This window comes from Thioclava sp. F36-6, from assembly GCF_002020305.1.
GTDB lineage: Bacteria > Pseudomonadota > Alphaproteobacteria > Rhodobacterales > Rhodobacteraceae > Thioclava > Thioclava sediminum.
In genome coordinates this window covers 367,833-392,077 of record NZ_MPZX01000002.1, presented here as the reverse complement: position 1 = coordinate 392,077, position 24,245 = coordinate 367,833, and the positions used below count along the sequence as shown (strand labels likewise).

The window sequence follows — 24,245 nt, the reverse complement described above, 5'->3', positions numbered from 1 at the left end:
CCTATCCCTTGTTGCGCGGTCTTTAACCTGTCGCCTCTGCCTTGGAGGGCAGCTTCTTGGGTGGGGGCGACCTTTTTCTTCCCGGCTTCGACCGTCTCTGCAGCCTCATCGGTTCGCGTCACGGGTCGAGCTTCGTCACTTTCGATCCACCCCGCCCGGCTCCGGCTCGGGCGATGGCGGCACCATGCCCGCCAAACGGAAAAGGAGTCTCTCATGTCCGCTCAAACGAAACCCGATCTGCCCGATCTCGGAACGCTCACCGTCGCCGCCGTTCAGGAGGGGCTGGCCTCGGGGGCGTTCACCGCAGAGGCGCTGACCGAAGCCTGCATCGCTCAGGTCAAGGCGCTGAACGGCAAATACAACGCGATCATCTTCGAGAATGACGCCGCCCTCGAGACCGCCCGCGACATCGACCGGCGGCGCGCTGCGGGCGAGGCGCTCGGGCCGCTGGCCGGGGTGCCGATCGTCGTGAAGGATCCGATGGACATGGCGGGCATCCCCACCACGGCCGGTTGGCGGCTTCTCTATTCCGGGACGGGCGGCGTCGATCTGATGCCCGAACGCGACAGCCCGGTGGTGGCCCGGATGCGCGCCGCCGATGCGGTGATCCTCGGCAAGACCAACGTCCCGATCCTCAGCTGGACCGGAACGCATGCCAATGACAGCTGGGCCGGTCCCACGATCAACCCCGCGATCGAGGATCGTGCGCCGGGCGGATCGAGCGCAGGCACGGCGGCGGCGGTCGCCACCCATATGTGCGTCATGGGGCTGGCCGAGGAAACCGGCGGCTCGATCCAGAACCCGGCCTCGGCGCAGGGGCTGGTGGGCATCAAGCCGACGATCGGGCTGGTGCCGAATGCCGGGGTCGTGCCGCTCTCGGGCAATCGCGACGTGGTCGGGCCGATTGCCCGCACTGTCAAGGATGCCGCCCTCGGCCTCGATGTGCTGGCGGGGTTCACCACCGAAGACCCCAAGACGCTGGCTTGCGTCGACAAGATCCCCGAAGGCGGCTACGCCTCGGGCCTGTCGAAGGACGGCCTGAAGGGCAAAAGGCTCGGGCTTTACGGGCCGGGCTGGCGGAAGAATGAACTCTCCCACGAGGCGGCGGATCTCTACGATCGCGCGAAGAGCGAGCTTGAAGACCTCGGCGCGGTTCTGGTCGACGACCCCTTCGCGGGCACCGATTTCGCAAGCTATCGCGAGATCACGCCGGGCACGCCCTTCTTCGACGGGCGCGGGCTGGAATCCATCCCCTATGACATGACGAAATATCTCGAGCGGCTGGGTCCGAATGCGGCGATCAAGACCTGGGAGGAGTTCGTCGAGGCCACGAAGGAGGAAAACGTGCTCGCGAAGGGGGCGATCCTCGGCTTCCTCAACGAGCTGCCTGATTTCGTCGAGGCGGTGAAATCTCCGACCACGCCGCCCGCGCTGCCCGCGTTCACGGCCTTGAAGCGGACCTATCTGCTGCTGATGGAGGAAGTTTTCGCACGTCACGAACTGGATGCGCTCGTCTACCCGCAGATGCTCTGCGAACTGCCGGGTCTGCATTCGGGCGACGCGATCCTCGAGACCACCGTCGGGGAGCTGAACATCGCGGGCATTCCGGGCGTCACCGTGCCCGCGGGCTACTACGCCTCCGGCGCGCCGTTCGAGCTGATCTTCCTCGGCCAGCAGTGGAGCGAACACGCCTTGATCCAATGTGCCTATGCCTATGAGCAGGGCACGCTGCACCGCAAACCTGCGGTCTGATCGGGGCTAATCGGCGTCACAGCACCTTCTGGCCGTTGCGGTGTGAACTCGGCTTTTGCCCGAGCGCGCGCCGCAGCGGCCCTTTTTCCCGCGCCTGACGAAGATCAAGGCGCGGGCTGTGGAATCGTGTTTCTTTCCATCTGCGCAGCGAATGGCGCGCTAGCGGTGTGCGGCACGCGCGCTGCGACAACACCTCCGTGTTTACCCACAATTCGAGAGGAAGAGTTCGATGGAAGACGACAAGAAGCCCGAGCGCACCGTTTGGGAAGAAATCGAGGTCGCTGGCAACCAACTCGTCGATCGCGTCAAGGAATTGGCGCAGGAGGGGAGCGTGCGCCAGCTGCGTATCAGCTCCGCCGGCGGGGACCCCTTCGTCGAGGCGCCCCTCAATCTCAGCCTCGTCGTCAGCGGGGTCGTGGTGCTCGCCGCGCCTGGGCTGGCCGTCCTCGGCGTGATCGCCGGATTGGCCACCCGCGTGAAGGTCGAAATCGAGCGGGTCGAGGAACCCGGCGACGACGATAAGAAGGACGAGTAGGCCCCGGGCCGGGCGGAGCGGGAGCGCCATCAGCGTGGGGCTTGCGCTCCCACCCGGATATCCGGATCCAACGCCTCAGGACGCCGGGATCAGCACGATCTTCCCGGCGTGGTGTTTTTCCTGAAACACTTTTTGCGCCTCGACGATCTGATCGAGCGGGTAGGTGGCGGCCAGCAGGGGCCGGATTTCGCCCTTCTCGACATAGGAGATCAGGTTGCCGAAGATGGGCTCGTCCCATGCGGTGCAGCCGATCAGGGTGATGTCCTTGAGATACAGGTCGCGCATGTCGAGCTCCACGACCGGTCCGGCAATCGCGCCCGATGAGGCATAGCGCCCGCCGCGTCGGAGCAGTTTCAGCATCGTGCCGAAACCCGGCCCGGCGACGTTGTCGATCACCACATCCACGCTGTTCTCGCCGATCGCCGCTACGGGATCGTCCTCGCGACAGAGCACTTGGTCCGCGCCGATCTCCAGCACCCTCTCGCGCTTGGCGGCGCTGGTAATGGCAACGACTTCCGCGCCGCGCCGTTTGAGGAGCTGGATCAACGCCGAGCCCACGCCGCCCGAGGCGCCGGGCACCAGCACGCGCTCGCCGTCGGTGACGCCTGCGCGGTGGATCATGTTCTCGGCGGTGCCATAGGCGCAGGGCAGGGTGGCGAGTTCGGCGTCGCTCCAATCGCTGTCGATAGCGAAGACCTCGCCTGCGGGCACTTTCACATATTGCGCGAAGGCCCCGTCGAAATTGGAGCCGAGCCAGACCGTGTCCATCGAGGAGAAATCTTTCTCGCGCATGCAGGAGCGCACCAGAACGCGGGTGCCGATCAGGGTCTCGTCGCCGCCGTCGCCCACCGCGACGACCCGGCCGCAGCAATCGGTGCCTTGGATGAGTGGGAAGGGCGTGGCCCCGCTCCAGCCGCCATCGGCATGCTCGGCGTCTTCGCGCGAGTCCTGCGTGCCGGATTTGACGTCAGAAGAATACCAGCCCAACCGGGTGTTGATGTCGGTGTTGTTGATGCCTGCCGCGAGCACCTGCAGCAGCACCTCGCCGGGCTCCGGTTCGGGCATCGCGACCTCGCGGTAGTCGAGCCGCTCGTAGCCGCCCGTTCCGGTCGTGACCACGGCCATCATCGTACCCTTTGGCGTGTCGCTCATGCTGCTTTCCTCTCGAAACAGATCCGTCTGAGAAATGAGTTAGGGCGCGGTCGGGATAAACCGAGCCGCGCCCTGATATTGAGCCTCGGAGCTTGATCGGGCCCGCCTCAGCGCGCCACGCAATCCGCGAAGTAATACGTCTGGCCGTCCTCGCCCGTCTCCGTCACGAGCCCGTGGATATCGGTCTCGAAGCCGGGGCATTCGCGGGCGAATTCGCGGTTGAAGCGCAGGTAATCCACGATCTTCGCGTTGAAGACCTCACCCGGGATCAGCAGCGGAATGCCCGGCGGGTAGGGGGTCACGAGGCTCGTCGTGATCCGGCCCTCCAGCTCGTCGATCGAGACGCGCTCGGTCTTGCGCCGCGCGATATGCGAGAAGGCCTCCGACGGGGTCATTTCGGGGTGATGGTCGGTCAGGTAGATCTCGGTCGAGAGCCGCGCGACGTCGTATTTCGCGTAAAGCGAATGGACGTGCTGGCTGAGATCCTTCAGCCCCATGCGCTCGTAGCGCGGGAACTTCGCCGAGAATTCCGGCATCACGCGCCATAGCGGCTGGTTCTTGTCGTAATGGTCCTTGAACTGCTGGAGCGCGGCCAGCAGCGTGTTCCAGCGGCCCTTGGTGATGCCGATCGTGAACAGGATGAAGAAGCTGTAAAGCCCGGTTTTCTCGACCACGACGCCATGCTCGGCGAGGTATTTCGACACGATCGAGGCGGGGATGCCGCTGTCGTCGAAACGTCCCTCGATATCGAGGCCGGGGGTGATGATCGTGGCCTTGATCGGGTCGAGCATGTTGAAGCCCGGCGCCATGTCGCCAAAGCCGTGCCAGCTATCCGAGCCGGTGGTCTCGACGCCCTCGGCATCGGTCTTCTTGAGAACCCAGTCGCGGGTCGCGGCCATCCCGTCGCCATCGGCGCGGAAATCGGTCGGGCCCCAGACCTGGAACCACCAGTCCTCGGGGCCGTATTCCTCTTCGACCTTCACCATCGCGCGGCGGAAATCGAGCGCCTCGACGATGCTTTCCTCCACAAGTGCCGTGCCGCCCGGAGGCTCCATCATCGCCGCCGCCACATCGCAGCTTGCGATGATCGAATATTGCGGGCTCGTGGAGGTGTGCATCAGGTAGCTCTCGTTGAAGAGATGCCGGTCGAGCTTCTCTTCCTTGCTGTCCTGCACCAGCACATGGCTTGCCTGCGAAATCCCGGCGAGCAGCTTGTGCACCGATTGCGTCGCATAGGTGATCGACTTGGTCGTGCGCTCGCGCTTGCGGCCCATCGCGTGATACTGGCCGTAGAACGGGTGGAAGGCGGCATGGGGGATCCACGCCTCGTCGAAATGCAGGTTGTCGACCCAGCCGTCGAGAAGCGACTTGATCACTTCGGTATTGTAGAGCACGCCGTCATAGGTCGACTGCGTCAGCGTCATGATCCGGGGCTGGACATTGTCGGTGTCGTAATCGGCCAGTAGCGGGTTCGCCTTCATCTTGGCGCGGATCGCCTCGGGTTCGAATTCCGAGCGCTGGATCGGGCCGATGATGCCCCAGTGGTTGCGCGTGGGCTTGAGGAAGACCGGGATCGCACCGGTCATGATGATCGCATGTAGGATCGACTTGTGGCAGTTGCGGTCCACCACGACCACGTCGCCCGGCGCGACCGTGTGGTGCCAGACCATCTTGTTCGAGGTCGAGGTGCCGTTGGTCACGAAGAAGCAGTGATCGGAGTTGAAGATCCGCGCGGCATTGCGTTCGGAGGCGCCGATCGCGCCGTTATGATCGAGCAGCTGGCCCAGCTCCTCCACCGCGTTGCAGACATCGGCGCGCAGCATGTTTTCACCGTAGAACTGGTGATACATCTGGCCGATCGGCGATTTCAGGAAGGCGACGCCGCCGGAATGGCCCGGGCAGTGCCACGAATAGGAGCCGTCTTCGGCATAGTCGAGCAATTGCTTGAAGAAGGGCGGCTGGATGCTCTCGAGATAGCTCTTCGCCTCGCGGATGATGTGCTTGGCGACGAATTCCGGCGTATCCTCGAACATGTGGATGAAGCCGTGCAGCTCGCGCAGGATGTCGTTGGGCAGGTGGCGCGAGGTCTTGGTCTCGCCATGCAGGAAGATCGGCACATCGGCGTTTTTCCAGCGCACTTCCTCTATGAAGGCGCGCAGCTTCTCGACCGCCGGGTCCAGTTCGGGACCGGAGGAGAATTCCTCGTCGTCGATCGCTAGCACGAAGGCCGAGGCGCGGCTTTGCTGCTGGGCGAATTGCGACAGGTCGCCGTAGCTGGTGACGCCGAGCACTTCGAACCCGTCGGCCTCGATGGCTTGCGCGAGTGCCCGGATGCCGAGACCGGAGGTATTCTCGGAGCGAAAATCCTCGTCGATGATGACAATCGGGAAGCGAAATTTCATCAGGGGGGTCCTCTCTCGGGCCTATCGGGGTCGGGCGAATGGGGCGCGTGCGCCGCGCCCTGTTCATTTCAGCCGAATATAGGCAAGGTCAAGCCCGTGCGGGAGACCCTCCCGCACGGGCAGGGCCCGATCAGCTCTGGATATGGGCGAAGCCCTTGCCGAGGATCGGGCCGGTCGGGCGCCCTGTGGGCGAGCCGCCCGCGGGTTCCAGCGTGATCTCGTAGAGCTGCTGCGGTGCGGGAGCGGGCAGGTCGGGCCCGGTCAACACTGCAGGCGCCACCCGGTCGAGCGTGCCGAGCGACACCGGGCCCGTCTCAGGCGAGGGAAGGGTCCAGGCCTGAATGGTCTTGTTCGAGGGCAGCGTCACATCGGCCACGAAGCGGATCTTGGCGTCGCGATTGCCGTAATCCTCGATCACGGCCTGCGGCTCGCCCGATGCGTTCATCAGAACGGCGACCACGCGCGGCTCTGGCGTCGGGCGCAGCGTGCCGGTGCCCAGACCCACCGCGAGACCGATGATCCCCGCCGCGATCAACCAGCGCCGCTTCGTGCGCGGGGCTTGCGGCAGGTTGTCGGCTTGCGGCGGGACCGGCGTGATCGTCACCCCCCGCGGGGTCGCATCGTCGCGCGCAGGTTCCGCCGCGATGCGTTCGCGCAGGCGCTCCATGAAATCATCCGGCAGGTCGGCCTTGGGCGCCGAGAGGTCGAGCGGGAGCAACCCGTCGCGCAGCGCCGCCACGCGGGCCTCCAGCGCAGGGTCGCGCGCCAACAATTCCTCGAACAACTCGGCCTCGGTTTCCCCGAGCAGGCCAAGGACGTAATCATCTGCGATGGCGTTGAGGTCGGTCCGGTTCAGGCTCATGACAGGCACTCCCTCAGGCTGGCCAATCCGCGCCGGATCCAGCTTTTCGCCGTGCCCAGCGGCACAGACTGACGCGCGGCGATCTCGCCATGGCTGAACCCGCCGACATGGGCGAGCAGGATCGAATGGCGGCTGGCCGGGTCGAGCGCCTCGAGGCAGTCGCGAAGGCGGCTTGAGCCTGCGAGCATCTGCCAGCCCTCTTCGGGCACGCTTTGCTCGCGTGCATCCTGCAACGCCCCCAATTCCTCGGGCGAGAGCAGACTCAGCCGTTTGCCGTCGCGCAGAATGTTCAGGCAGCGGCTGCGCAGGACGGTATAGACCCAGCCCTTGGCCGAGCCGGGATTGCCGCTGAATTGCCCGGCTTTGCGCCAGATGCGCACCAGCGCCTCCTGCAAGGCCTCCTCGGCCAGATCGGTGCGGCCCAGGATGCGCTTGGCCACGCCCAGCATGCGCCCGCCTTCCAGCGCCACCAGCCGCTCAAGCGCGCTCGCATCGCCCTCGGCACAATCGTGCAGCGCCTGCGCCACGGGGCAGCTTTCCGCTTTCGTCATAAACGCTCCCATGTTCCGCCTGCCGCGCGGCGGTCTCTCCCGGACCAAGTTCTTCACGATTTTCTCCCGTTTCCAAGCTCTAGACCCGCGAAACAGTCGATTGGATGAAAATAATCTCGGATTTCGGTCGAAAAGCGTGGCGCTCAACGCAGTTGCCGCGCGGCTTCGACGATCATCTCTTGCGTATGAAGCACGCGCGCCGGGGCGCTGCGCCCGCGCCGGGAGGCCAGCCACAGCTCGTGCCAGCGACGCTTCGGTAGAGGGACGACAGAGAGCTGCGCCTTGTCCGCAAAGGCCTCGACCCCACTGCGCGGCAGGAGGGTGTAGCCGATCCCCCGCGCAACCGGGGCGGGGATCTGGCCGATCTGGTTGACCGAGCCGCGCAGGCGCAGCCGGTCAGCGCCGGGATAGTCCTCGGGGAAGTTCAGTTTCAGCAGGTCGTCGGCATAGGCGTAGCCGTCGGGATGGGCGATGAAGCCGTGCGCGTCGAGATCGGCGAAGGCGTCGGGCGGCGCGGCACCGGCAGGCAGCAGGAGGCACAGCTCCTCGCGCCCGATATGCTGCGCCTCGAGCCGCGCGTGATCCGGGTCCGTGCCGAGCACACCAAGGTCGAACCGCCCCTCCAGCAGTCCCGCCAGAATATCCGCCTGTGGCGCGGCCTGCAGATGGACGCTCAGCTCGGGCGCGCTTTGCATCCATTCCAGGAGGATCGGGTAGAGCAGCATCGCGAAACTTCCCGAACAGGCGATATGCACCGGCCCCGCATCCCGGTCATCGGTCTCGATCGCGTCGCGCAGGCGTTTCTCTTCGGCCCGCCGCGACAGGCCGAGCGCGAAAACCGCCTCGCCCGCCGGGGTCAGCGTGAAACTCTTGCCCTGCCACGTGATCAGCTTTTGTCCGACCTGAGCTTCCAGCTTCTTGAGGTGCTGGCTCACGCCCGGCTGGGTCATGTGCAACCGCTCCGCGGCGCGGGTGAAATGCCCGGCCTCGCAAAGCGCGGTGAAGGTTTCGAGCCAGGTTGCGTTCAGCATGAGAGATAACAGATCGTTATTGTTCAGATGAAATATGATAATTTCACATGGAAGGTGTGGCAATCCATATCGCTGTCATCGCAACCTGAAAGGAGCCTTGAGATGGCAACCACCCCGCGCACCTTCTCCCATATCGGCCTGTCGGTTCCCGACCTCGAGGCCGCCGTGACGTTCTATTCCGAGGTTCTCGGGTTCTATGTCGTGATGGAGCCTTCCGAGGCCGTCGAGGATGACAGCGCCATTGGCGTGATGTGCACCGATGTGTTCGGGCCCGGTTGGGGCTCGCTGCGGATCGCGCATCTGTCGACCGCCGATGGCATCGGTATCGAGATCTTCGAGTTCCCTGGCAATTACGCGCCAGAGGACAAGCTGGAACACAAGCGCCACGGCACCTTTCATTTCGCCGTGCAGGACCCTGATGTGGAAGGGTTGACCCAGCGCATCGTCGACGCCGGCGGGCGGCAGCGGATGCCGATCCGGGAATACTTCCCCGGCTCCAAGCCCTACCGCATGGTTTATGTTGAAGACCCGTTCGGCATCGTCTTCGAGATCTACAGTCACAGCTATGATCTGACCTATTCGGCGGGCGCCTACGTCTGATCTTTCTCACCGGTCCCGTCACTCATGGGGCCGGTGTTTTCTTTGCCTCGCAGGGGGGCGCGCACGACCTCGCAGAAAAAATTTCGATTTCCTGCATCCAATCCGCATCTGGCCGGGTCTAGGGGGCATGGACGGCGCGAAAGGCGCTTGCCGCGAACAGGGAAACGAAAGGAATAACCATGCTGAAACTGACCCTCTCGACCGCTCTCGTCACCGCAATGGGCGCAAGCGGTGCCTTGGCGGCCTCGGCCATCGGCCTCGTGGGCGACAAGACGCTCGTGATGTTCGATACCGAGACGCTCGAAGTCACCGGCACGATGGATGTCACCGGCACCGCGAAGCTGCACGGGATCGACCTGCGCCCGTCGAACAAGACGCTGGTCGCGGTGGATGCCGATCAGGCGCTCTACACGATCGACATGGAAAGCGGCGCCGCGACGAAAGTCTCGCAGATGGACAAGATGCTGCCCGTGGACGGGCCGGTGATCGTCGATTTCAACCCGAAGGCCGACAAGCTGCGCTTCATGTCGGGCACCACCAATCACCGCGTGAACGTGGAAACCGGCGAAGTGACCGTCGATGGCAGCCTCGCTTATGAGGAAAAGGACATGCATGCGGGCGAGGCCCCGGCTATCGCGGCGGCCGCCTACGCCAACAGCTACGGGATGCCCGACAGCACCGCGATGTATGACGTGGATTCCACCATCGTCGCGCTGATCCAGCAGACCTCGCCCAATGACGGCACGCTCGCCGCCATCGGCAAGTTCGGCATCGACATGCCGGGCGAAGGCTATGCGTTCGACATCCAGACTACCGAAGACATGAAAAACACGGCGTGGCTCGCCACCGGGAACATGCTCTACACCGTCGACCTCGAGAGTGGTGAGGCGATGGGCAAGGGCATGGTCGAAGGGGCTGGCGGCGACATCCGTGACTTGACGATCCTGCCGGCGATGTAAGTGGGGCGCCGGTTGTGGCCGGTTCGTCAAGACGAGGCCACCCGGAGTCCCCCGGGTGGCCTCACCAATTCGGGTGCAGATCACGCGCGAAACCGCCGCAAGCGGGCGCGCGCAGGCGCAGGCTGAAGTAAACTATTCTTTCCAAACCCTTAAAATTCACCGTGCCGTGCCCCAATTGTGATCAATTCCCGATCCCAATTTCGAGAAGGGCGAGCCCCAGATGACCGAACCCACCAAACGACTGAGCGCGGCCGAGACCAAAGGCCTGCGCACCGCCAAGGAATTGGAGGGCCATCTGGCCTGGCTCGACACGATCACACCTGCGGCGCTGGGCGTGCTGGCGATCGCCTCGGGGATCTACACCTATCTCGGCGTGTCCTCGATCCTCGAAGATAACGGCGCGATGAGCTTCTTCGCGGCACTGGCCTATTCCATCGCCGTCTCGGTCGGGATTTTCGTCTTCTGGAGCTACATGCTGCGGCTTTTGCCCGCGATGCGCACGGCGAGCGGCTTTGTCGGGCTGACGGTGTCGACCATCGTCGGCTCGCTCGCCATCGTCGCCATGTCGAGCTGGCTCAATGCGGCGGCACTGGCGGGCTCGGCGGCGGTGGAGCAGCATCTGGACACCACCGTGCGCGACTACCAATCCGCGCTGGAGCAGGCCCATGACATCGCGCTCTCGGCGCAGGCGCTGGGCCGCGAGGTCGAACGCGCGCGCGCCGCCTTCGAGGCGCTGGCGGATCAGGAACAATCGGGCCAGCTGTCGGGCACGGCAGGGCGGGGCGCGGTATTCCGTGTGTTGACCCAGAAGACCGAGGAACTGGCCAATCTCGAAGAGCAGATCCGCGCGCAGCAGCCGCTGATCGACGACTCCTTCGAGACCGGCAACCAGATCCTCGGGCGGATGCGCGCGCTGATCGTGGCACCCGGTCCGGTCGAGAAACGGTCGGTCGAATTCGCCGAGCAGAGCGTGCGACTGGCGGGCGTGATCGCGCGGCTCGATCAGCTTTCCGTGGCACCGCTGGTGGCGCGGGCGGCGCAGGATCTGCCGGCGTCCGTGGTGCTGCCGGAACTGGACGGGCGCACGACGAATGTCCGCGATGCGCAGTCGTCGACCATCGACTCCGTGCTGGAAGCGCTCGATCAACGGGGGCGCACGCTCGAGCGCGCCGCCGACGAGGTTCTGGCCCGCGATCCGCCGATCCAGACCGCCTATAACCCGATCACCAGCGCCGAAGCCGTGATCCGCTACGCGGGCAGTTTCGTGCCCTCCTGGGCCGGGGCGATTGCGATCGACCTGCTGCCTGCCGTGCTGGTCTTCGTGCTGGCGGTGACGCAGGCCGCGATCCGTTCGGGCCGCGACGGGCTGCCGATCGAGGAGACGCTGACGCTGGCCGATCTGAAAGCCGCGCTGAACGCGATGCGCGATGTCGAGCAGACGATGAGTGGCGCGGATGCCGAGATGCTCAAGCGGGTGTCCGAGAAGGTGGATCCGCCTGCGCCCGTAGATCCGCCGCCGCGCCCAGCGGAGAGCTGAGCGATGCGCTTGTCGCTTCCAAGCTTCGACCGGTTCGACGTGCGCCGTTGGCTGCGCGTCGTGTTGCTGGTGCAGGTTGGCATCGCCGTGGTGATGATCGGCGGCGACTGGCTGGGGCGCTACCGCCCGCAGCCGCCCTCCGCCGTGCCCGAGATGACCACCCCGGTCGCGCCGGGCGATCAGCGCCGCCGCTTCGATCCCGCGCGCCCGACGCCACGCCGGGATGCGCCTGCGCTGCCGCCGGGGATCGAACTGCCGTCGAACTATCCCGACCGGCTGACCTTCGAGCGCGAAGAGGTCGAGGGGATCGGCTCGGTGCTGCTGCTGAACGGGGCCATCGCGCCGGGCGATGCGGACCGGCTGGAAACCTATCTCGCAGGCTTCACCGAAGGCGACGCGCCCGAGGAGGCCCCGGCGACGATCGCGCTCAGCAGCCCCGGCGGTGAAGTGTCCGAGGCGCTGGCGATCGGCCGCGTGCTACGTGAAGCCGAGAAGAACACCGTGATCCTGCCCGGTATGGCCTGCATGTCGGCCTGTCCCTATGTCCTCGCGGCAGGTCAGGAACGTCGTGTCTCGCCCGACGGGTATGTCGGGATGCACCAGCATTACTACGACGAGAATCTCTACATGCCCGCCTATTTCGCGGTCGAGGAAATCCAGCGCGGGCAGGGGCGGACGATGGAATATTTGATCGATATGGGCGTCGATCCCGGCGTGATAATCTATTCGCTTACGACCCCGCCGGAGGACATCTACATCCTGCTGCCCGAAGAGCTTCTCGACAGCCAGCTCGCGACGGCGATGCTCGAGTGATCCGGCGCGGCGATACCGCTGACGACGCTGGGTCAATCTGCGATCCGGGCCCGCCTCTGCGCCTGAACACGAAAACTTCGTCTACTTCCGGTTGACGGCAGGATTTAGCCGAGTAGAGAGGCCATCGCGATTTTGTGCTGGCGTTTGCAGTGCGTGATCCGACACAACAAAGAAAAACAACGTGGGTGCACGATGCGCCCCGACTCCTGAGCAGAAGCGAGCTACCCTCGTGTCAGATACCCTATCTCCGACCGGGCAGAAGCCTGCGCCGGTCTCGGTTCAACCTTTCCAGTTCCGCGGTCTGTTCCTGACCGCCATCGCGCTACGGCTCGAGACAGACGCGCCTGATGACGTGTTCTATGCCGCGCTCGATGCGCAGCTCGCGAAGACGCCGCATCTGTTGGCCGGAGCGCCGATGGTGCTCGATTTCGCGCAGGTGCCGGAGTTCTCGAAACCGGCCGATGTGCGCGACATGATCGACAACCTTTTCGCACGCGATCTGCAGATCTTCGGGGCGCAAAACGCCACCGAGGCGCAGCTAAACGCCGTAAAAGGCTACGGAATTATCCCGATCAAGGTGGGCCGCGAAACCGCGATGCCCGAGCCGAAGCCGCAAAAACCGCAAAAGCCGCAGCCTGCGGCGAAGCGGGCGGCCCCCCCGGTCCCGCGCAACAAGGTCGTGCAAACGCCGGTGCGTTCGGGCCAGATGATCGTGGCCGAACATGGCGATCTCACGGTGGTCGGATCGGTCGCGTCGGGCGCGGAACTGGTCGCGGCGGGCAACATCCACGTCTACGGCACGCTGCGTGGACGGGCGATGGCAGGCGCACATGGCGATGAGAGCGCGCGCATCTTCTGCCGCCAGCTCGACGCCGAATTGCTCGCGATCGCGGGCCTTTACAAAACGAGCGAAACCATCCCCGCGGAGCTTCGTCGCAAGCCCGTGCAGGTTTTCCTCGACGATGACAAACTCTGTGTGGAGGCGTTCGAATGACGCAACTCAAGGACGATTCGCCGCTCGGCAAGGTGATCGTGATCACCTCGGGCAAGGGGGGCGTGGGAAAAACCACTTCCGCCGCCGCAATCTCTGCCGGTCTCGCCAAGCGCGGCCATAAGACCGTCGTGATCGATTTCGACGTGGGCCTGCGCAACCTCGACATGATCATGGGTTGCGAGCGCCGCGTGGTGTTCGACTTCATCAACGTCATTCAGGGCGATGCACGCCTCAAACAGGCGCTGATCAAGGACAAGCGGGTCGAGACGCTCTCGATCCTGCCGACCTCGCAGACGCGCGACAAGGATGCGCTGACGCAAGAGGGCGTCGAGAAGGTGCTCGACGAACTGCGTCAGGAATTCGATTACATCATCTGCGACAGCCCCGCCGGGATCGAGCGCGGCGCACAGCTGGCGATGTTCTTCGCCGACGAGGCGGTCGTCGTGACCAACCCCGAAGTGTCCTCGGTGCGAGACAGCGACCGGGTGCTGGGCCTTCTGTCCTCGAAGACCCGCCGCGCCGAAAGCGATGGCGAGCCGGTCAAGGCGCAGGTGCTTCTGACCCGTCACGACCAGTCGCGCATCGACAAGGGCGAGATGATGACGGTCGAGGACGTGCTGGAGCTTCTGGCGGTCCCGCTGATCGGCATCGTGCCCGAAAGCACCGCCGTTCTGCGTGCGTCGAACACCGGCATGCCGGTCGTGCTCGACGAGCCGTCGAGCGCGTCGGCTGCCTATGACGACGCGGTCTCGCGCCTGCTGGGCGAGGACATTCCGATGCGCATTCCGGGCGAGAAGCGTCCCGGCTTCATCGGTCGTCTCTTCGGGCGGTCCGCATGAGCCTGTTCGGTTTCTCGCTCAAACCCCGCCGCGCGAAATCGGCGCAGACGGCCAAGGACCGTCTGCAGATCCTTCTCGCGCATGAACGCGGAAGCGGGTCGGCGCAGGCCGACTACCTTCCCGATCTGCAACGCGACATCCTCGCGGTGATCCGCAAATACATGCAGATCGAAGAGGATGGCGTCGATATCCGGATGGAGCGCAACGACGATATCTCGAGCCTCGAGATCAATATCGAGATGCCCTCGGATTCGGAGAAAATCGCCAAATCCGCTAAGCCCGCGAAACCGGCTGCGAAGTCGGCTGCCCGGAAGTAAGCGTTTCTAGAGATGCTCCGGCGCGGCGGATTGGCTGCGCCGGAGAACGCTTTGCCGATGGCCCGCGTGCCAGAGATAGAGCGCAAGGCTCCCGATCACGATCGCCCCGCCGACCAGCATCGCGCGGCTCGGAGCCTCACCCGTTCCCCACCAGACCCAGATCGGCCCGAGGATCGTCTCGAGCAGCATCAGCAGGCTGACATTCGAGGCCGAGGTGTAGCGCGAGGCGAAGGACAGGGACATGAAGGAGATCGGCAGCACAACACCGCCCGCCAGCGCGATCGCCCAGATCTGACCGCCCGTCACGGCTGCGCCTCCCGTCCAGAGCAGTGCTGAAAGTCCGGCCAGCCCGGCCCCGGAGCCGACGGCGAGCAGGATCGGCAGATGCGGATTGCGCCGGATCGTGACGAAGGTCGTCGACAGGCTCAACGCGACCCCAAGCCCCGCAAGCGCGCCGTAGATCGGATTGCCGCCCACGCTCGCCGGGGCAGGGCCGAAGACCGCCAGACCGATCCCGCTGAGAACGGCGGCGATGGCGAGCCATGTGGACCAGTGGGTGTTTTCACGCAGGACCAGGCGGGACAGCAGCGCCGCGAAGACCGGCACGGTCGAGACGCTGAACAGCACGACCGAGACAGGGGCTGCGGCGATGCCCACGGCAAACAGCGTCATGTTCGAGAAATGGCAGGCGACCAGCACCAGCCCCGCGCCGCTGGCGAGCGCGCGCAGGTCCCGCTTCAGGTGACGTCTGCGCAGGATGATAGAGGTCAGCCACATCGCGCCGCCCATCAGCAAGCCGCGCCACATCACCATCTGCGCGCCGCTCATCTCCGACCAGCGCATCAGCAGCGTGTCGGGCGAGATTGCCAGCGCGCCGAACAGCGCGAGGAATATCCCGAACATCGGATGTCTGGTCATGATGGGGCTCCCTTCGCGCGGACCGCGCGTCTGGCGATCTCTAGCGGTCCGCGCGCGCGGTTCCAAGGCCGGGCAAGAGAACACCGGCCCGAGGGAAGCGGGCCGGTGTCCCAGATCGCAAGGATTTTGGGAGATCAGTTCGGCAAGGCTCCGCAGAACCCGCCGCTTGCGACCTGACCGGATCCGAAGGCAAAGGCCGGTGGGGCTTGGTAGGGATTGAGCGGCGCTCCGATCAAATCGGCGCCGATCAGAAGAAGCAGCCCCGCGAGGGCGGTGAAGGCAGTCGCTTTCCGGGTCATGCGCGTGCCTCCAGTCCAAGGCGGGGCCGTAGCCAGATGCCCAGATAGGCGCCCGCGAAGGCTGCAGCGAACCATACCCAGCCATGAAGGCTGCCGGTCGAGATCCCCGAGAAGAACGCGCCCACGTTGCAGCCGAAGGCCAGTCGCGAGGAATAGCCCAGCAGGAAGCCTGCGATGATCGTCGCGGCCCAGGCGCGGGCCGGATAGCTCGGCAATTTCTGCGACAGCCCGCCCTGACGCCACGCAGCCACGCCGAACGCGCCCGCGATCAGGCCGATATCAGTGAGCGAGGTGTAGTCGGTCAGCAGGCTTTCCTGCACGCGGGTGATCGAGCCTGGGGCTGCGTAGAAGGCTGATTGCGTCAGGTCGAAGCCCATTCCGTTCACGCCCTTGGCGACCCAGAGACCGAGCCCGTAGACCACACCCCAAGGTTGCCCCGCGACCAGAAGGTTCGCGATGGCGAGCGCTGCGAGGACGAGGGCCGCGATCACATAGCGCCGCGGCAGGCTCCGCGAGCCGCGCTTGCCGAGGAAGAACACGGTGGCCGCGACCAGCCCGAGAAGAACCAGCGTCACAGCAAGTCCGCTCGTGCCGCGCAGGGTCAGGATCGGCAGCGCGCCGAGATTGGTCCACCAGATCAGCCCATAGGCGCCGAAGAAGCTGCCGATGGCGAAGAACGGAAGCGCGAGCAGCCCGATCGGGTTGCCCGAGCCTGCGTTCACAAGCGTGCCCGAGCCGCAGCCCATCACGACCTGCATCGCCGCGCCGAAGACGAACGCGCCGCCGACCATCGCGAAGCCGATCGGGGCCTGCGCGCCGTTCAGCTCGCCCGGATGGCTCGAGATCGCCGGGATTGCGACGATGGAAACCAGCGCGATCGCCAGAAGCTGCGCGAGGATGCCCGCCGGTTCGCGCCGCACGATCATCGCGCGCCAAGGACCTGCAAAGCCGAAGCGCAGCCCTTCCAGCGCGATACCGAAGCCCAACCCGATCGCCAGCATGAAGCCGTAGCGCGCGCCGCCGAACAGCGCGAGGGCCGCGACCGCCACGAGAGCGGCGACTATCAAAGCACTACGCCGGGCGATACCACCCGACGCTGCCTGCCGTTCAAGAATGGCAGTGTTCATCATCAGCCTCCGGTGAGCTGGTTCAGAAGGTTCTGCAACAGACCGGGCGTGTTCGCCATCTCACCGTCGGTCTGGGAGTATTCCACCATCGACCCTGGATAGAGCTTCACGTTGTCGATGCCTGCAAGTTCGGACATGGCGAACCAGTCGGTCGCCGCCCAATGCCCGGTATTGCAGAAGGACACGACCTCTTCGCCGTCCTTGATGCCCAGCTGCTCTTTCAGAGCGGCCGCATCGGTTTTCGCGTCGATGACCGTCGCGCCCGAGCGGAAGAACTTGGTGTAGGGCAGGTTCTCGGCGCCGGGCAGGGTGCCGGGACGCGAAGCGGCGGAGTGCGCTTTCTTGCCCTCGAAGAAGGCGGGCGGACGCGCATCGACGAGCACAGCCTTGCCCTTGCCGTTGACGAGATCGCTCACGGCGGGCGTCTCCGCCGTCCAGCGGTCGTTCCACGTCAAATCGAGATCGGTCGGCATCAGGTTTTCGGTCACGTCCGACATCGGCAGGCCAGCGTTGGCCCAGGCGGTCGTGCCACCGTTCAGGATCGACAGCTCGGTGAAGCCAGTGCTTTTCAGCGTCCAGTAGACGCGTGCGGCTGCGCCGAAGTCAGTATCGGTATCGCCCTGCGCGATGATCACGATGGGGCGGTCGGGCTCGAGCCCGATCTGCTCGAAGGACGCCTGCAGCTTCGCGATCGGCGGCACCTGACCGGGATTGTCATCCGGGCCGCGGAACAGCGAATAGGGCGCATAGACGGCTCCGTCGATATGGCCTTTTTCGTAGCTGCCGGTGCGAATGTCGAGCAGCACCGGATCGACTGTGTCGATCTCGGCGTTCAGCTCGCTCGGGGTGACGAGCGGGCCGAGATCGCTGGCCATCGCAGAGCTGGCGGCGAAGAGAGCAGCGCCGGTCGCGACGGCTGCGGAAATACGTGCGAGACGGGTCATGGGTAACCTCGCTGGTTAGGGATTTTGTCCCAAATTGTTCAGGATTTTCGTGATGGCAAGCTTAAGCGGTTCACTGCTTCTATTGCGCGTGGGGAAAATATTCCAAATTCGTGATGGATCGTGAGATATGCGTCCCTTTCCGTGTGGTGGGGTGGACGCGCGGTCCATCGCGGCGCTGAACCGCACGACCGCGTTTTTATTCGCAGCAGAACGCCTTTCGGCCGCGATATCGGGGTTTCGGCGGCGAGACAGTCCCGTGTTCGGAGAATCGTCTGCCCCGGCCGCGGGTTGGCAGTCCCCGCCCGATACCGTTAAGGATTGGGCAAGATGCGCGTCTGGGGAGGATCAACGTGAGCAAGTTATTCGTCGGTGTCGATGTCGGAACCGGTTCGGCGCGCGCCGGGATTTTCGATCGGGAGGGCACGCTTCTCGGCGTCGGCAAGCACCCGTTGGAGATGTGGCAGGACGATCATGGCCATGTCGAGCAATCGAGCGCCCAGATCTGGCAGGCGGTTTGCGATGCGGTGAAAGGGGCCTTGGCGGCCTCGGGGGCCGACCCGCGCGATGTCGCGGGGATCGGGTTCGACGCGACCTGTTCGCTCGCCGTGATCGGCCCGGAGGGCGGGCTGCCCGTGGGCGATCCTGATGCGCCCGAGCGCGATGTCATCGTCTGGATGGATCACCGCGCCCGCGATCAGGCGGCGCGGATCAATGCGGGCGACCACGAGGTGCTGCGCTATGTGGGCGGCCGGATCTCGCCGGAGATGCAGACGCCGAAACTGATGTGGCTGCGCGAGGAGCGCCCCGAGATCTACGCGCAGGCGGTGCAATTCTTCGATCTCGCCGATTTCCTGACATGGAAGGCGAGCGGCGCGCTGGAGCGCTCCGCCTGCACGGTCACCTGCAAATGGACCTATCTCGCCCATGAGGGCCGCTGGGATCCCGACTATTTCCACGCGATCGGCCTTGGCGATCTGGCCGAGGGCGGCTTCGAACGGATCGGCGCGCGCATTGTCGATCCGGGCACGCCGCTTGGGGCAGGGCTGACCGAGGCAGCCGCCGCGCAGATGGGCCTGACACCCGGAACGCCGGTCGCAGCCGGTCTGATCGACGCGCATGCCGGTGGGATCGGCACCGTCGCGGCGCAGGGCGGGTCGGGCGATCCGGCGCATTGTCTGGGCTATGTCTTCGGGACCTCGTCTTGCACGATGACCTCGACGCGCGCGCCTGCCTTCGTGCCCGGCGTCTGGGGGCCTTATTTCTCGGCGATGATCCCGGGGATGTGGCTCAATGAGGGCGGGCAATCGGGCGCAGGGGCGGCGATTGCGCAGCTCGTGCAATTGCATCCCGCGGCGCAGGAGGCGCGCGACCGCGCAGAGGCCGCGGGCAAATCCGTGCCGGAATTCCTCGCCGATCTCGCGCTCGAGACGGCGGGTTCGCCTTCAGAGGTCGCGACGCTTGCCGGTGGGCTTCACGTCGTGCCGGAATTCTTGGGCAACCGCGCGCCCTTTGCCGATCCCGATGCGCGGGCGGTGATCGTGGGGCAGGGGATGGAGACCGGGCTGGACTCGCTCGTGGCGCTCTATGTCGCGGGGGTGTGCGGGCTGGCCTATGGGCTGCGCCAGATCATCGAGGTGCAGGCCGAACATGGTGCGCCGATCTCGGAGATTTCGATTTCGGGCGGGGCGGGGGCGCATCCCGTCACCCGCCAGATCATCGCGGATGCGACCGGGCGCGACGTCGTGGTCACCCGCTGCGAGGAACCGGTCCTGCTGGGGGCGGCGATGCTTGGCGCGGTTGCGGCGGAGGGGTTCGACAACCTGCAGGCCGCGATGGGCGCGATGTCGCAGGTCGCATCCCGTTTTGCGCCCGCAGGCGGCGCGGTGGAGCGTTTGCATGCGGCCCGGTTCGAGGCGTTCCTGACGCTGCAATCGACGGCGCGTTCGGTGCGCGAGAGCATGGCCAAGGCGGCCGAGTGACGGGGCTCGCTGACAAGGTGTGACGCTGCGGCGCAGTGCCGATCGGAACGCAGTGCTTGCTTTCGCAGGTCCGGTTTCGGACACTCTGCGGATTATAGAATGCGTTTCGAAACCCAAATCTTGAAAGCCAAATCGTGACCAGACCCAGCCGCCAACAAGAGCGGATCGACCAGATAACTGCCTTGCTCGATGTCTCGCCCGCCCTGCGCTTGCGCGACCTGTCCGAGCAGATGGGCGTGACCGAGATGACCCTGCGGCGCGACGCGGCGCAGCCCGAAGCGGGGTTTGCCTGCCGGGGCGGCTATATCGTCACCACCCGCACGACCGAGCATTACGACTTCGATGCGCAGATGAACCGCGCCATTGACGCCAAGCGCGCGGCGGCGGGTCATGCGCTGGATCTGGTGCCCGAGGGCGCGGTCGTGTTCCTCGATACCGGCACCACGCTGCCCCATCTCGCGCGGCTCCTCGCACAGGGCAAAGCGCGACGAATCATCACCCATTGCTTGACCACGGCGGAGATCCTTCAGGGGCGCAGCAGCGTCCCGGTCGAGTTTCTGGGCGGCGAAATCAAGTCGAGTACGCGCTCCTGCCATGCGGGAAATCCGCACGACCGATTGGCGCCTTTGAACATCGATGTAGCGTTCCTGTCCGCGGGCGGGCTCGATTCCGATGGGGCGCTGAGCTGTTCGCACGAGTACGAAGTCCCCTTGAAACGTGCGGCGATAGAGCTTTCAAAACAGTGTTTTGTCGTCATGGATGCCAGCAAGATCGGCCAGCGCAAGCCGGTCGTTTTCGCGTCTCTCGACGAGGTTTCGGGCGTCGTCACCGAGGCCGGACTTCTCGCTGCAGCGCAGCTTAAGATGTAGTTGACACTTCCCTTCATCCCCTAGATGGTCCCGAGTTATGTTGCGATCGTAACATTACTTGGAGGGCCGGTTTCGGCATGCGCCTGAACCGGGAAACGCGGACGAGGAGGTCCGCTTGAAGGGAGAATTATCATGAAGCTCGGATTCATTCCGGCCGCTGCATTCGCGGTCGCCATGGCCACCCCGGCACTGGCGCAGCAGGTCGTCGACACGAGCAATGTCGACAAGGAAATGCTCAGCTCCGACAAGACCTATCACATCGCGACCGTTGTGAAGGTGGACGGCATCGCGTGGTTCGACCGGATGCGTGACGGCGTGAAGCAGTTCGGCGACGATACCGGCAGCGACACCTGGATGGTCGGCCCCTCGCAGGCGGATGCGGCAGCGCAGGTGCAGCTGATCGAGAACCTGATCGCGCAGGGCGTGGACGCCATCGCCGTGGTGCCGTTCTCGGTGGAAGCGGTCGAGCCGGTGCTCAAGAAGGCGCGTGATCGCGGCATCGTCGTGGTCAGCCACGAAGCCTCGAACATCAAGAATGTCGATTACGACATCGAAGCCTTCGACAACAAAGCCTATGGCGCGGAGCTGATGGATCACCTCGCCAAGCAGATGGGCGAGAAGGGCAAATATGTCGCCACCGTCGGCTCGCTGACCTCGAAGTCGCAAAACGAGTGGATCGACGGCGCGATCGAGCGTCAGAAGGAAGCCTATCCGGACATGTCGCTCGCGACGGATCGTCTCGAGACCTACGACGACGCCAACACCGACTACAACAAGCTGAAAGAGGCGCTGACCGCGCATCCCGACATCGCCGGTGTCGTGGGTGGTCCGATGCCGACTTCGGCAGGTGCCGGTCGTCTGATCGCCGAAGGCGGTCTGCAGGGCAAACTGCATTTCGCGGGCACCGGTCTTCCGTCGGTCGCGGGTCAGTACATCTCGCAGGGCGATATCAGCTACATCCAGTTCTGGGATCCGGCGGTTGCTGGCTACGCGATGAACATGATCGCACTGGCCGAGCTGAAAGCGCGTGATGCGGGCAAGGACCATGCCGATATCAAGGCGGGCACCAACCTCGGTCTCGAAGGCTATACCAACCTCAAGGAAGCCGATAGCGCGGACGCGAAAGTGCTCTACGGGGCCGGTTGGGTCGGCGTGACCAAGGACAACATGGATCAATACAACTTCTGATCCCTGACGGTTCTCAAGCTCGGGTGGCGCGCTAGCTCGCGCCACCCGTTGCCGACCTGCCTGCGAGGAGACCCCCATGGCCACCGCTCCCCTGATCGAGCTGCGCAACATCTCGAAGCGCTTCGGCGGCGTGCGCGCGCTCGATGACGTGTCGCTGACGCTCGACGCTGCCCGCATCCACTGCCTCGCCGGCGAGAACGGCTCGGGCAAATCCACCCTCATCAAGATCGTCTCAGGCGTCTATCAGCCCGACGAGGGCGAGATCCTGATCGACGGCAAACCGGTCGGCAAGCTCGACCCCGCGACCTCGATCGCCCATGGCGTGCAGGTCATCTACCAGGATTTCTCGCTGTTCCCGACGCTGACGGTCGTCGAGAACCTCGCGCTCAACACCTTCCTGCGCGAAGGCAAGACCCGGATCGACTGGACCCGGGCGCGCAAGATGGCGCGTGACGTGCTGGCGCGGCTCGATGTGACGCTCGATCTCGATGCGACCGTCGAGACGCTGCCCGCCGCGGGCCGCCAGATCGTGGCGATTGCGCGCGCGATGCTCGCCGATGCGCGGCTGATCATCATGGACGAACCCACCACGACGCTGACGGGTCGCGAAGTCGAACGCCTCTTCCGCATCGTGCGGGATTTGCAGGCCGACGGCATCGCCACGCTCTTCGTCAGTCACAAGATGCGCGAGATGCTGGAAATCTCCGAGCGTCTCACCGTCTTCCGCAATGGCAAGAAGGTCACCGAAGGCCCGATCTCGGACTATGACGAACGCTCGATCACCCGGGCGATGACCGGGCGCGACCTGCATCAGGGGCATTTCCAAGCCCCCGATGTCAGCGGGCGCGAACCGCGGCTGGAGTTGCGCAACGTGACCGTCGGCGACAAGGCGCAGGGCATCAACCTGACGCTGATGCCGGGCGAGATCGTCGGCATGTCCGGCCTGATCGGCGCAGGCCGCAAGGCCATCGCGCAGGCGATCTTCGGTCTGCGCAACGACATGACCGGCGAGATGCGGGTCGATGGCAAGCCCGTGATGCCGAAGAACGTCCCCGAGGCGATCGCGGCGGGCATCGCCTATGTGCCCGAGGATCGCCTGTCCGAAGGGCTTTTCTTGACCCGCTCGATCCGCGACAACGCGATCGTATCCTCGCTGAGCCGCTTCGCGCCGCATCTGTGGCTCGATGCCGAGAAGGCGGGGGAGGAGACCCACAAGATGTTCGGCGAGATGGCGATTTCCGCGCCGGGGATCGACGTGCCGGTGGGCACGCTTTCGGGCGGGAACGCGCAGCGCGTCATGATCGGTCGCTGGCTTATGACCGATGCGCGCGTGCTGATCCTGAACGGCCCGACCGTAGGCGTCGATGTCGGCTCCAAAGAGCAGATCCACGGCATCATTCAGGACCTGACCCGCAATAACGATCTGGCGGTTCTGATGATCTCGGACGACCTGCCGGAGCTGGCTGCGAACTGCAATCGTGTGCTGTGCATGACCGAGGGCCGCATCACCGGCGAACTGGCGGGCGACGCGCTGACCGAAGAGGCGCTCGACGCGGCGCTGTCCAATGAAAAACAAGGAGAGCCCGCATGAGATTCCTGCGCAGCTCCGACGCGATCATTCTGGCGATCCTTGCGGTCGCGATGATCTTCATCGGGTTGGTGAACCCGGCCTTCTGGCAAATGTCCAACCTGTTCAGCCTGCTCAAGGAAAACGTCGTCATCGGCATCATGGCCTTGGGCGTGCTGCTGGTGATGATCTCGGGCGGGATCGACGTGTCTTTCACCGCCTTCGCGGTCGCGGGGATGTATCTCGTGGTCCGCTCGATGGTGGCGCTCGACTATAACGGGCTGGTGCTGCCCTTCGCCTCGGCGATCATAATCGGCGGGCTTCTGGGCCTGATGAATGCGGGCATCATCCATAAGTTCAAGATGATCCCTCTGATCGTGACACTCGGCACCGCGTCCGTGGTGCGCGGGCTGGTCCTTGGCCTCGTCGGCACCTCGAACGTGAACATCAACAAGATGCCCGAGGCATTGGTGAATTTCGGCAAGACCGATCTGTTCGTGCTTGAACGCGCGAATGGCTCGACCTACGGGCTGACCGCGATGATCGTGATCTATCTGGGCCTCGCCGTCGCGCTGCATCTGGTGCTGAAGCACACGATGATCGGGCGCTCGGTTTATGCCTATGGCGCGGACCCGGAAGCGGCGAAGCGCGTGGGCTTCTCGACGGGGCGCACGATGATCTTCGTCTACGTCACGGCAGGTGCGCTGGCGGGCTTTGCGGGGCTGTTGCACAGCTCGATGATCTGGCTCGCCAATCCGCGCGACTTCGTGGGGCTGGAGCTCGACGTGATCGCGGCGGTGGTGCTGGGCGGCGCGTCGATCTTCGGCGGGCGCGGCACGGTGCTGGGCACGGTGCTGGGCGTGTTCATCCTCGTGATGATCCAGAATTCGCTGATCCTGATGGGGATCGACACGACATGGCAGCGGGTCGTCGTGGGCGCGATGCTGGTTGCGGCTGTGACCGTGACGGCGCTGCGCGACCGTCGGGCTTTGGTGTGAGGCAGGGGAGAT

General features: G+C 64.9%; 23 protein-coding genes. 14 read left to right on the top strand and 9 right to left on the bottom strand.

The window, feature by feature from the left end; translation table 11 throughout:
* The first annotated feature begins 213 nt into the window (after window positions 1-213).
* A complete protein-coding gene (locus BMI88_RS08950; RefSeq protein ID WP_078547917.1) occupies window positions 214-1,752 on the top strand; it encodes an amidase in 1,539 nt (512 codons plus the stop codon).
* A 229-nt stretch (window positions 1,753-1,981) separates the two neighbouring features.
* Complete coding sequence (locus BMI88_RS08945) at window positions 1,982-2,287, top strand: DUF4342 domain-containing protein (RefSeq protein ID WP_078547915.1); 306 nt, start codon at window positions 1,982-1,984, stop codon at window positions 2,285-2,287.
* Between the two features lie 75 nt (window positions 2,288-2,362).
* On the opposite strand, the gene BMI88_RS08940 is transcribed toward BMI88_RS08945, so the two are convergent.
* The 5 genes from BMI88_RS08940 to BMI88_RS08920 form a co-directional block, all read right to left on the bottom strand.
* Complete coding sequence (locus tag BMI88_RS08940) at window positions 2,363-3,439, bottom strand: alcohol dehydrogenase family protein (protein WP_246831854.1); 1,077 nt, start codon at window positions 3,437-3,439, stop codon at window positions 2,363-2,365.
* Window positions 3,440-3,546: 107 nt separating this feature from the next.
* Window positions 3,547-5,841, bottom strand: coding sequence for an arginine/lysine/ornithine decarboxylase (locus BMI88_RS08935; RefSeq protein ID WP_078541789.1), 2,295 nt, complete (start codon window positions 5,839-5,841; stop codon window positions 3,547-3,549).
* A gap of 130 nt (window positions 5,842-5,971) precedes the next feature.
* Window positions 5,972-6,703, bottom strand: coding sequence for an anti-sigma factor (locus tag BMI88_RS08930; RefSeq protein ID WP_078547912.1), 732 nt, complete (start codon window positions 6,701-6,703; stop codon window positions 5,972-5,974).
* Window positions 6,700-7,254, bottom strand: coding sequence for a sigma-70 family RNA polymerase sigma factor (locus BMI88_RS08925; RefSeq protein ID WP_078547910.1), 555 nt, complete (start codon window positions 7,252-7,254; stop codon window positions 6,700-6,702). The genes BMI88_RS08930 and BMI88_RS08925 overlap by 4 nt, the downstream gene beginning before the upstream one ends.
* A gap of 143 nt (window positions 7,255-7,397) precedes the next feature.
* The gene (locus tag BMI88_RS08920; RefSeq protein ID WP_078547907.1) at window positions 7,398-8,285 is read right to left on the bottom strand and encodes a LysR family transcriptional regulator; all 888 of its coding nucleotides are present in this window, start codon (window positions 8,283-8,285) and stop codon (window positions 7,398-7,400) included.
* A 102-nt stretch (window positions 8,286-8,387) separates the two neighbouring features.
* Between BMI88_RS08920 and BMI88_RS08915 the strand changes: the two genes are divergently transcribed.
* From BMI88_RS08915 to minE, 7 genes are all read left to right on the top strand, one after another.
* Window positions 8,388-8,885, top strand: coding sequence for a lactoylglutathione lyase family protein (locus BMI88_RS08915; RefSeq protein WP_078547905.1), 498 nt, complete (start codon window positions 8,388-8,390; stop codon window positions 8,883-8,885).
* A gap of 179 nt (window positions 8,886-9,064) precedes the next feature.
* On the top strand, window positions 9,065-9,844 hold the full coding sequence (locus BMI88_RS08910) for a DUF4394 domain-containing protein (protein ID WP_143595086.1): 780 nt from the start codon (window positions 9,065-9,067) through the stop codon (window positions 9,842-9,844).
* Window positions 9,845-10,064: 220 nt separating this feature from the next.
* On the top strand, window positions 10,065-11,381 hold the full coding sequence (locus BMI88_RS08905) for a hypothetical protein (RefSeq protein ID WP_078547901.1): 1,317 nt from the start codon (window positions 10,065-10,067) through the stop codon (window positions 11,379-11,381).
* Between the two features lie 3 nt (window positions 11,382-11,384).
* Entirely contained in the window at window positions 11,385-12,194 is an 810-nt protein-coding gene (locus tag BMI88_RS08900) for a hypothetical protein (RefSeq protein WP_078547899.1), read from the top strand.
* Between the two features lie 229 nt (window positions 12,195-12,423).
* The gene (minC, locus tag BMI88_RS08895; RefSeq protein ID WP_078547897.1) at window positions 12,424-13,188 is read left to right on the top strand and encodes a septum site-determining protein MinC; all 765 of its coding nucleotides are present in this window, start codon (window positions 12,424-12,426) and stop codon (window positions 13,186-13,188) included.
* Window positions 13,185-14,027, top strand: a complete 843-nt coding sequence (gene minD / locus BMI88_RS08890) for a septum site-determining protein MinD (protein ID WP_078520208.1) — start codon at window positions 13,185-13,187, stop codon at window positions 14,025-14,027. The genes minC and minD overlap by 4 nt, the downstream gene beginning before the upstream one ends.
* Window positions 14,024-14,344, top strand: a complete 321-nt coding sequence (minE, locus tag BMI88_RS08885) for a cell division topological specificity factor MinE (RefSeq protein ID WP_210402022.1) — start codon at window positions 14,024-14,026, stop codon at window positions 14,342-14,344. Before minD ends, minE begins: the two co-directional genes overlap by 4 nt.
* A 6-nt stretch (window positions 14,345-14,350) precedes the next feature.
* Here the strand turns inward: minE and BMI88_RS08880 are convergent, their stop codons facing one another.
* From BMI88_RS08880 to BMI88_RS08870, 4 genes are all read right to left on the bottom strand, one after another.
* A complete protein-coding gene (locus BMI88_RS08880; RefSeq protein ID WP_078547894.1) occupies window positions 14,351-15,262 on the bottom strand; it encodes a DMT family transporter in 912 nt (303 codons plus the stop codon).
* A gap of 134 nt (window positions 15,263-15,396) precedes the next feature.
* On the bottom strand, window positions 15,397-15,561 hold the full coding sequence (locus BMI88_RS19740) for a hypothetical protein (RefSeq protein ID WP_168173966.1): 165 nt from the start codon (window positions 15,559-15,561) through the stop codon (window positions 15,397-15,399).
* Window positions 15,558-16,688, bottom strand: coding sequence for a YeeE/YedE family protein (locus BMI88_RS08875; RefSeq protein ID WP_246831853.1), 1,131 nt, complete (start codon window positions 16,686-16,688; stop codon window positions 15,558-15,560). The genes BMI88_RS19740 and BMI88_RS08875 overlap by 4 nt, the downstream gene beginning before the upstream one ends.
* A gap of 2 nt (window positions 16,689-16,690) precedes the next feature.
* Complete coding sequence (locus tag BMI88_RS08870; RefSeq protein WP_078547891.1) at window positions 16,691-17,632, bottom strand: rhodanese-like domain-containing protein; 942 nt, start codon at window positions 17,630-17,632, stop codon at window positions 16,691-16,693.
* A gap of 350 nt (window positions 17,633-17,982) precedes the next feature.
* Between BMI88_RS08870 and BMI88_RS08865 the strand changes: the two genes are divergently transcribed.
* From BMI88_RS08865 to BMI88_RS08845, 5 genes are all read left to right on the top strand, one after another.
* Window positions 17,983-19,611, top strand: a complete 1,629-nt coding sequence (locus tag BMI88_RS08865) for an FGGY-family carbohydrate kinase (protein WP_078547888.1) — start codon at window positions 17,983-17,985, stop codon at window positions 19,609-19,611.
* 134 nt (window positions 19,612-19,745) lie between these two features.
* The gene (locus BMI88_RS08860; protein ID WP_078547886.1) at window positions 19,746-20,480 is read left to right on the top strand and encodes a DeoR/GlpR family DNA-binding transcription regulator; all 735 of its coding nucleotides are present in this window, start codon (window positions 19,746-19,748) and stop codon (window positions 20,478-20,480) included.
* A gap of 132 nt (window positions 20,481-20,612) precedes the next feature.
* Window positions 20,613-21,668: an autoinducer 2 ABC transporter substrate-binding protein gene (locus BMI88_RS08855; RefSeq protein ID WP_078547883.1), complete on the top strand. Its 1,056-nt coding sequence runs from the start codon at window positions 20,613-20,615 to the stop codon at window positions 21,666-21,668.
* Window positions 21,669-21,744: 76 nt separating this feature from the next.
* A complete protein-coding gene (locus BMI88_RS08850) occupies window positions 21,745-23,259 on the top strand; it encodes a sugar ABC transporter ATP-binding protein (RefSeq protein ID WP_078547880.1) in 1,515 nt (504 codons plus the stop codon).
* A complete protein-coding gene (locus tag BMI88_RS08845; protein ID WP_078520201.1) occupies window positions 23,256-24,233 on the top strand; it encodes an ABC transporter permease in 978 nt (325 codons plus the stop codon). Before BMI88_RS08850 ends, BMI88_RS08845 begins: the two co-directional genes overlap by 4 nt.
* Window positions 24,234-24,245: the final 12 nt, after the last annotated feature.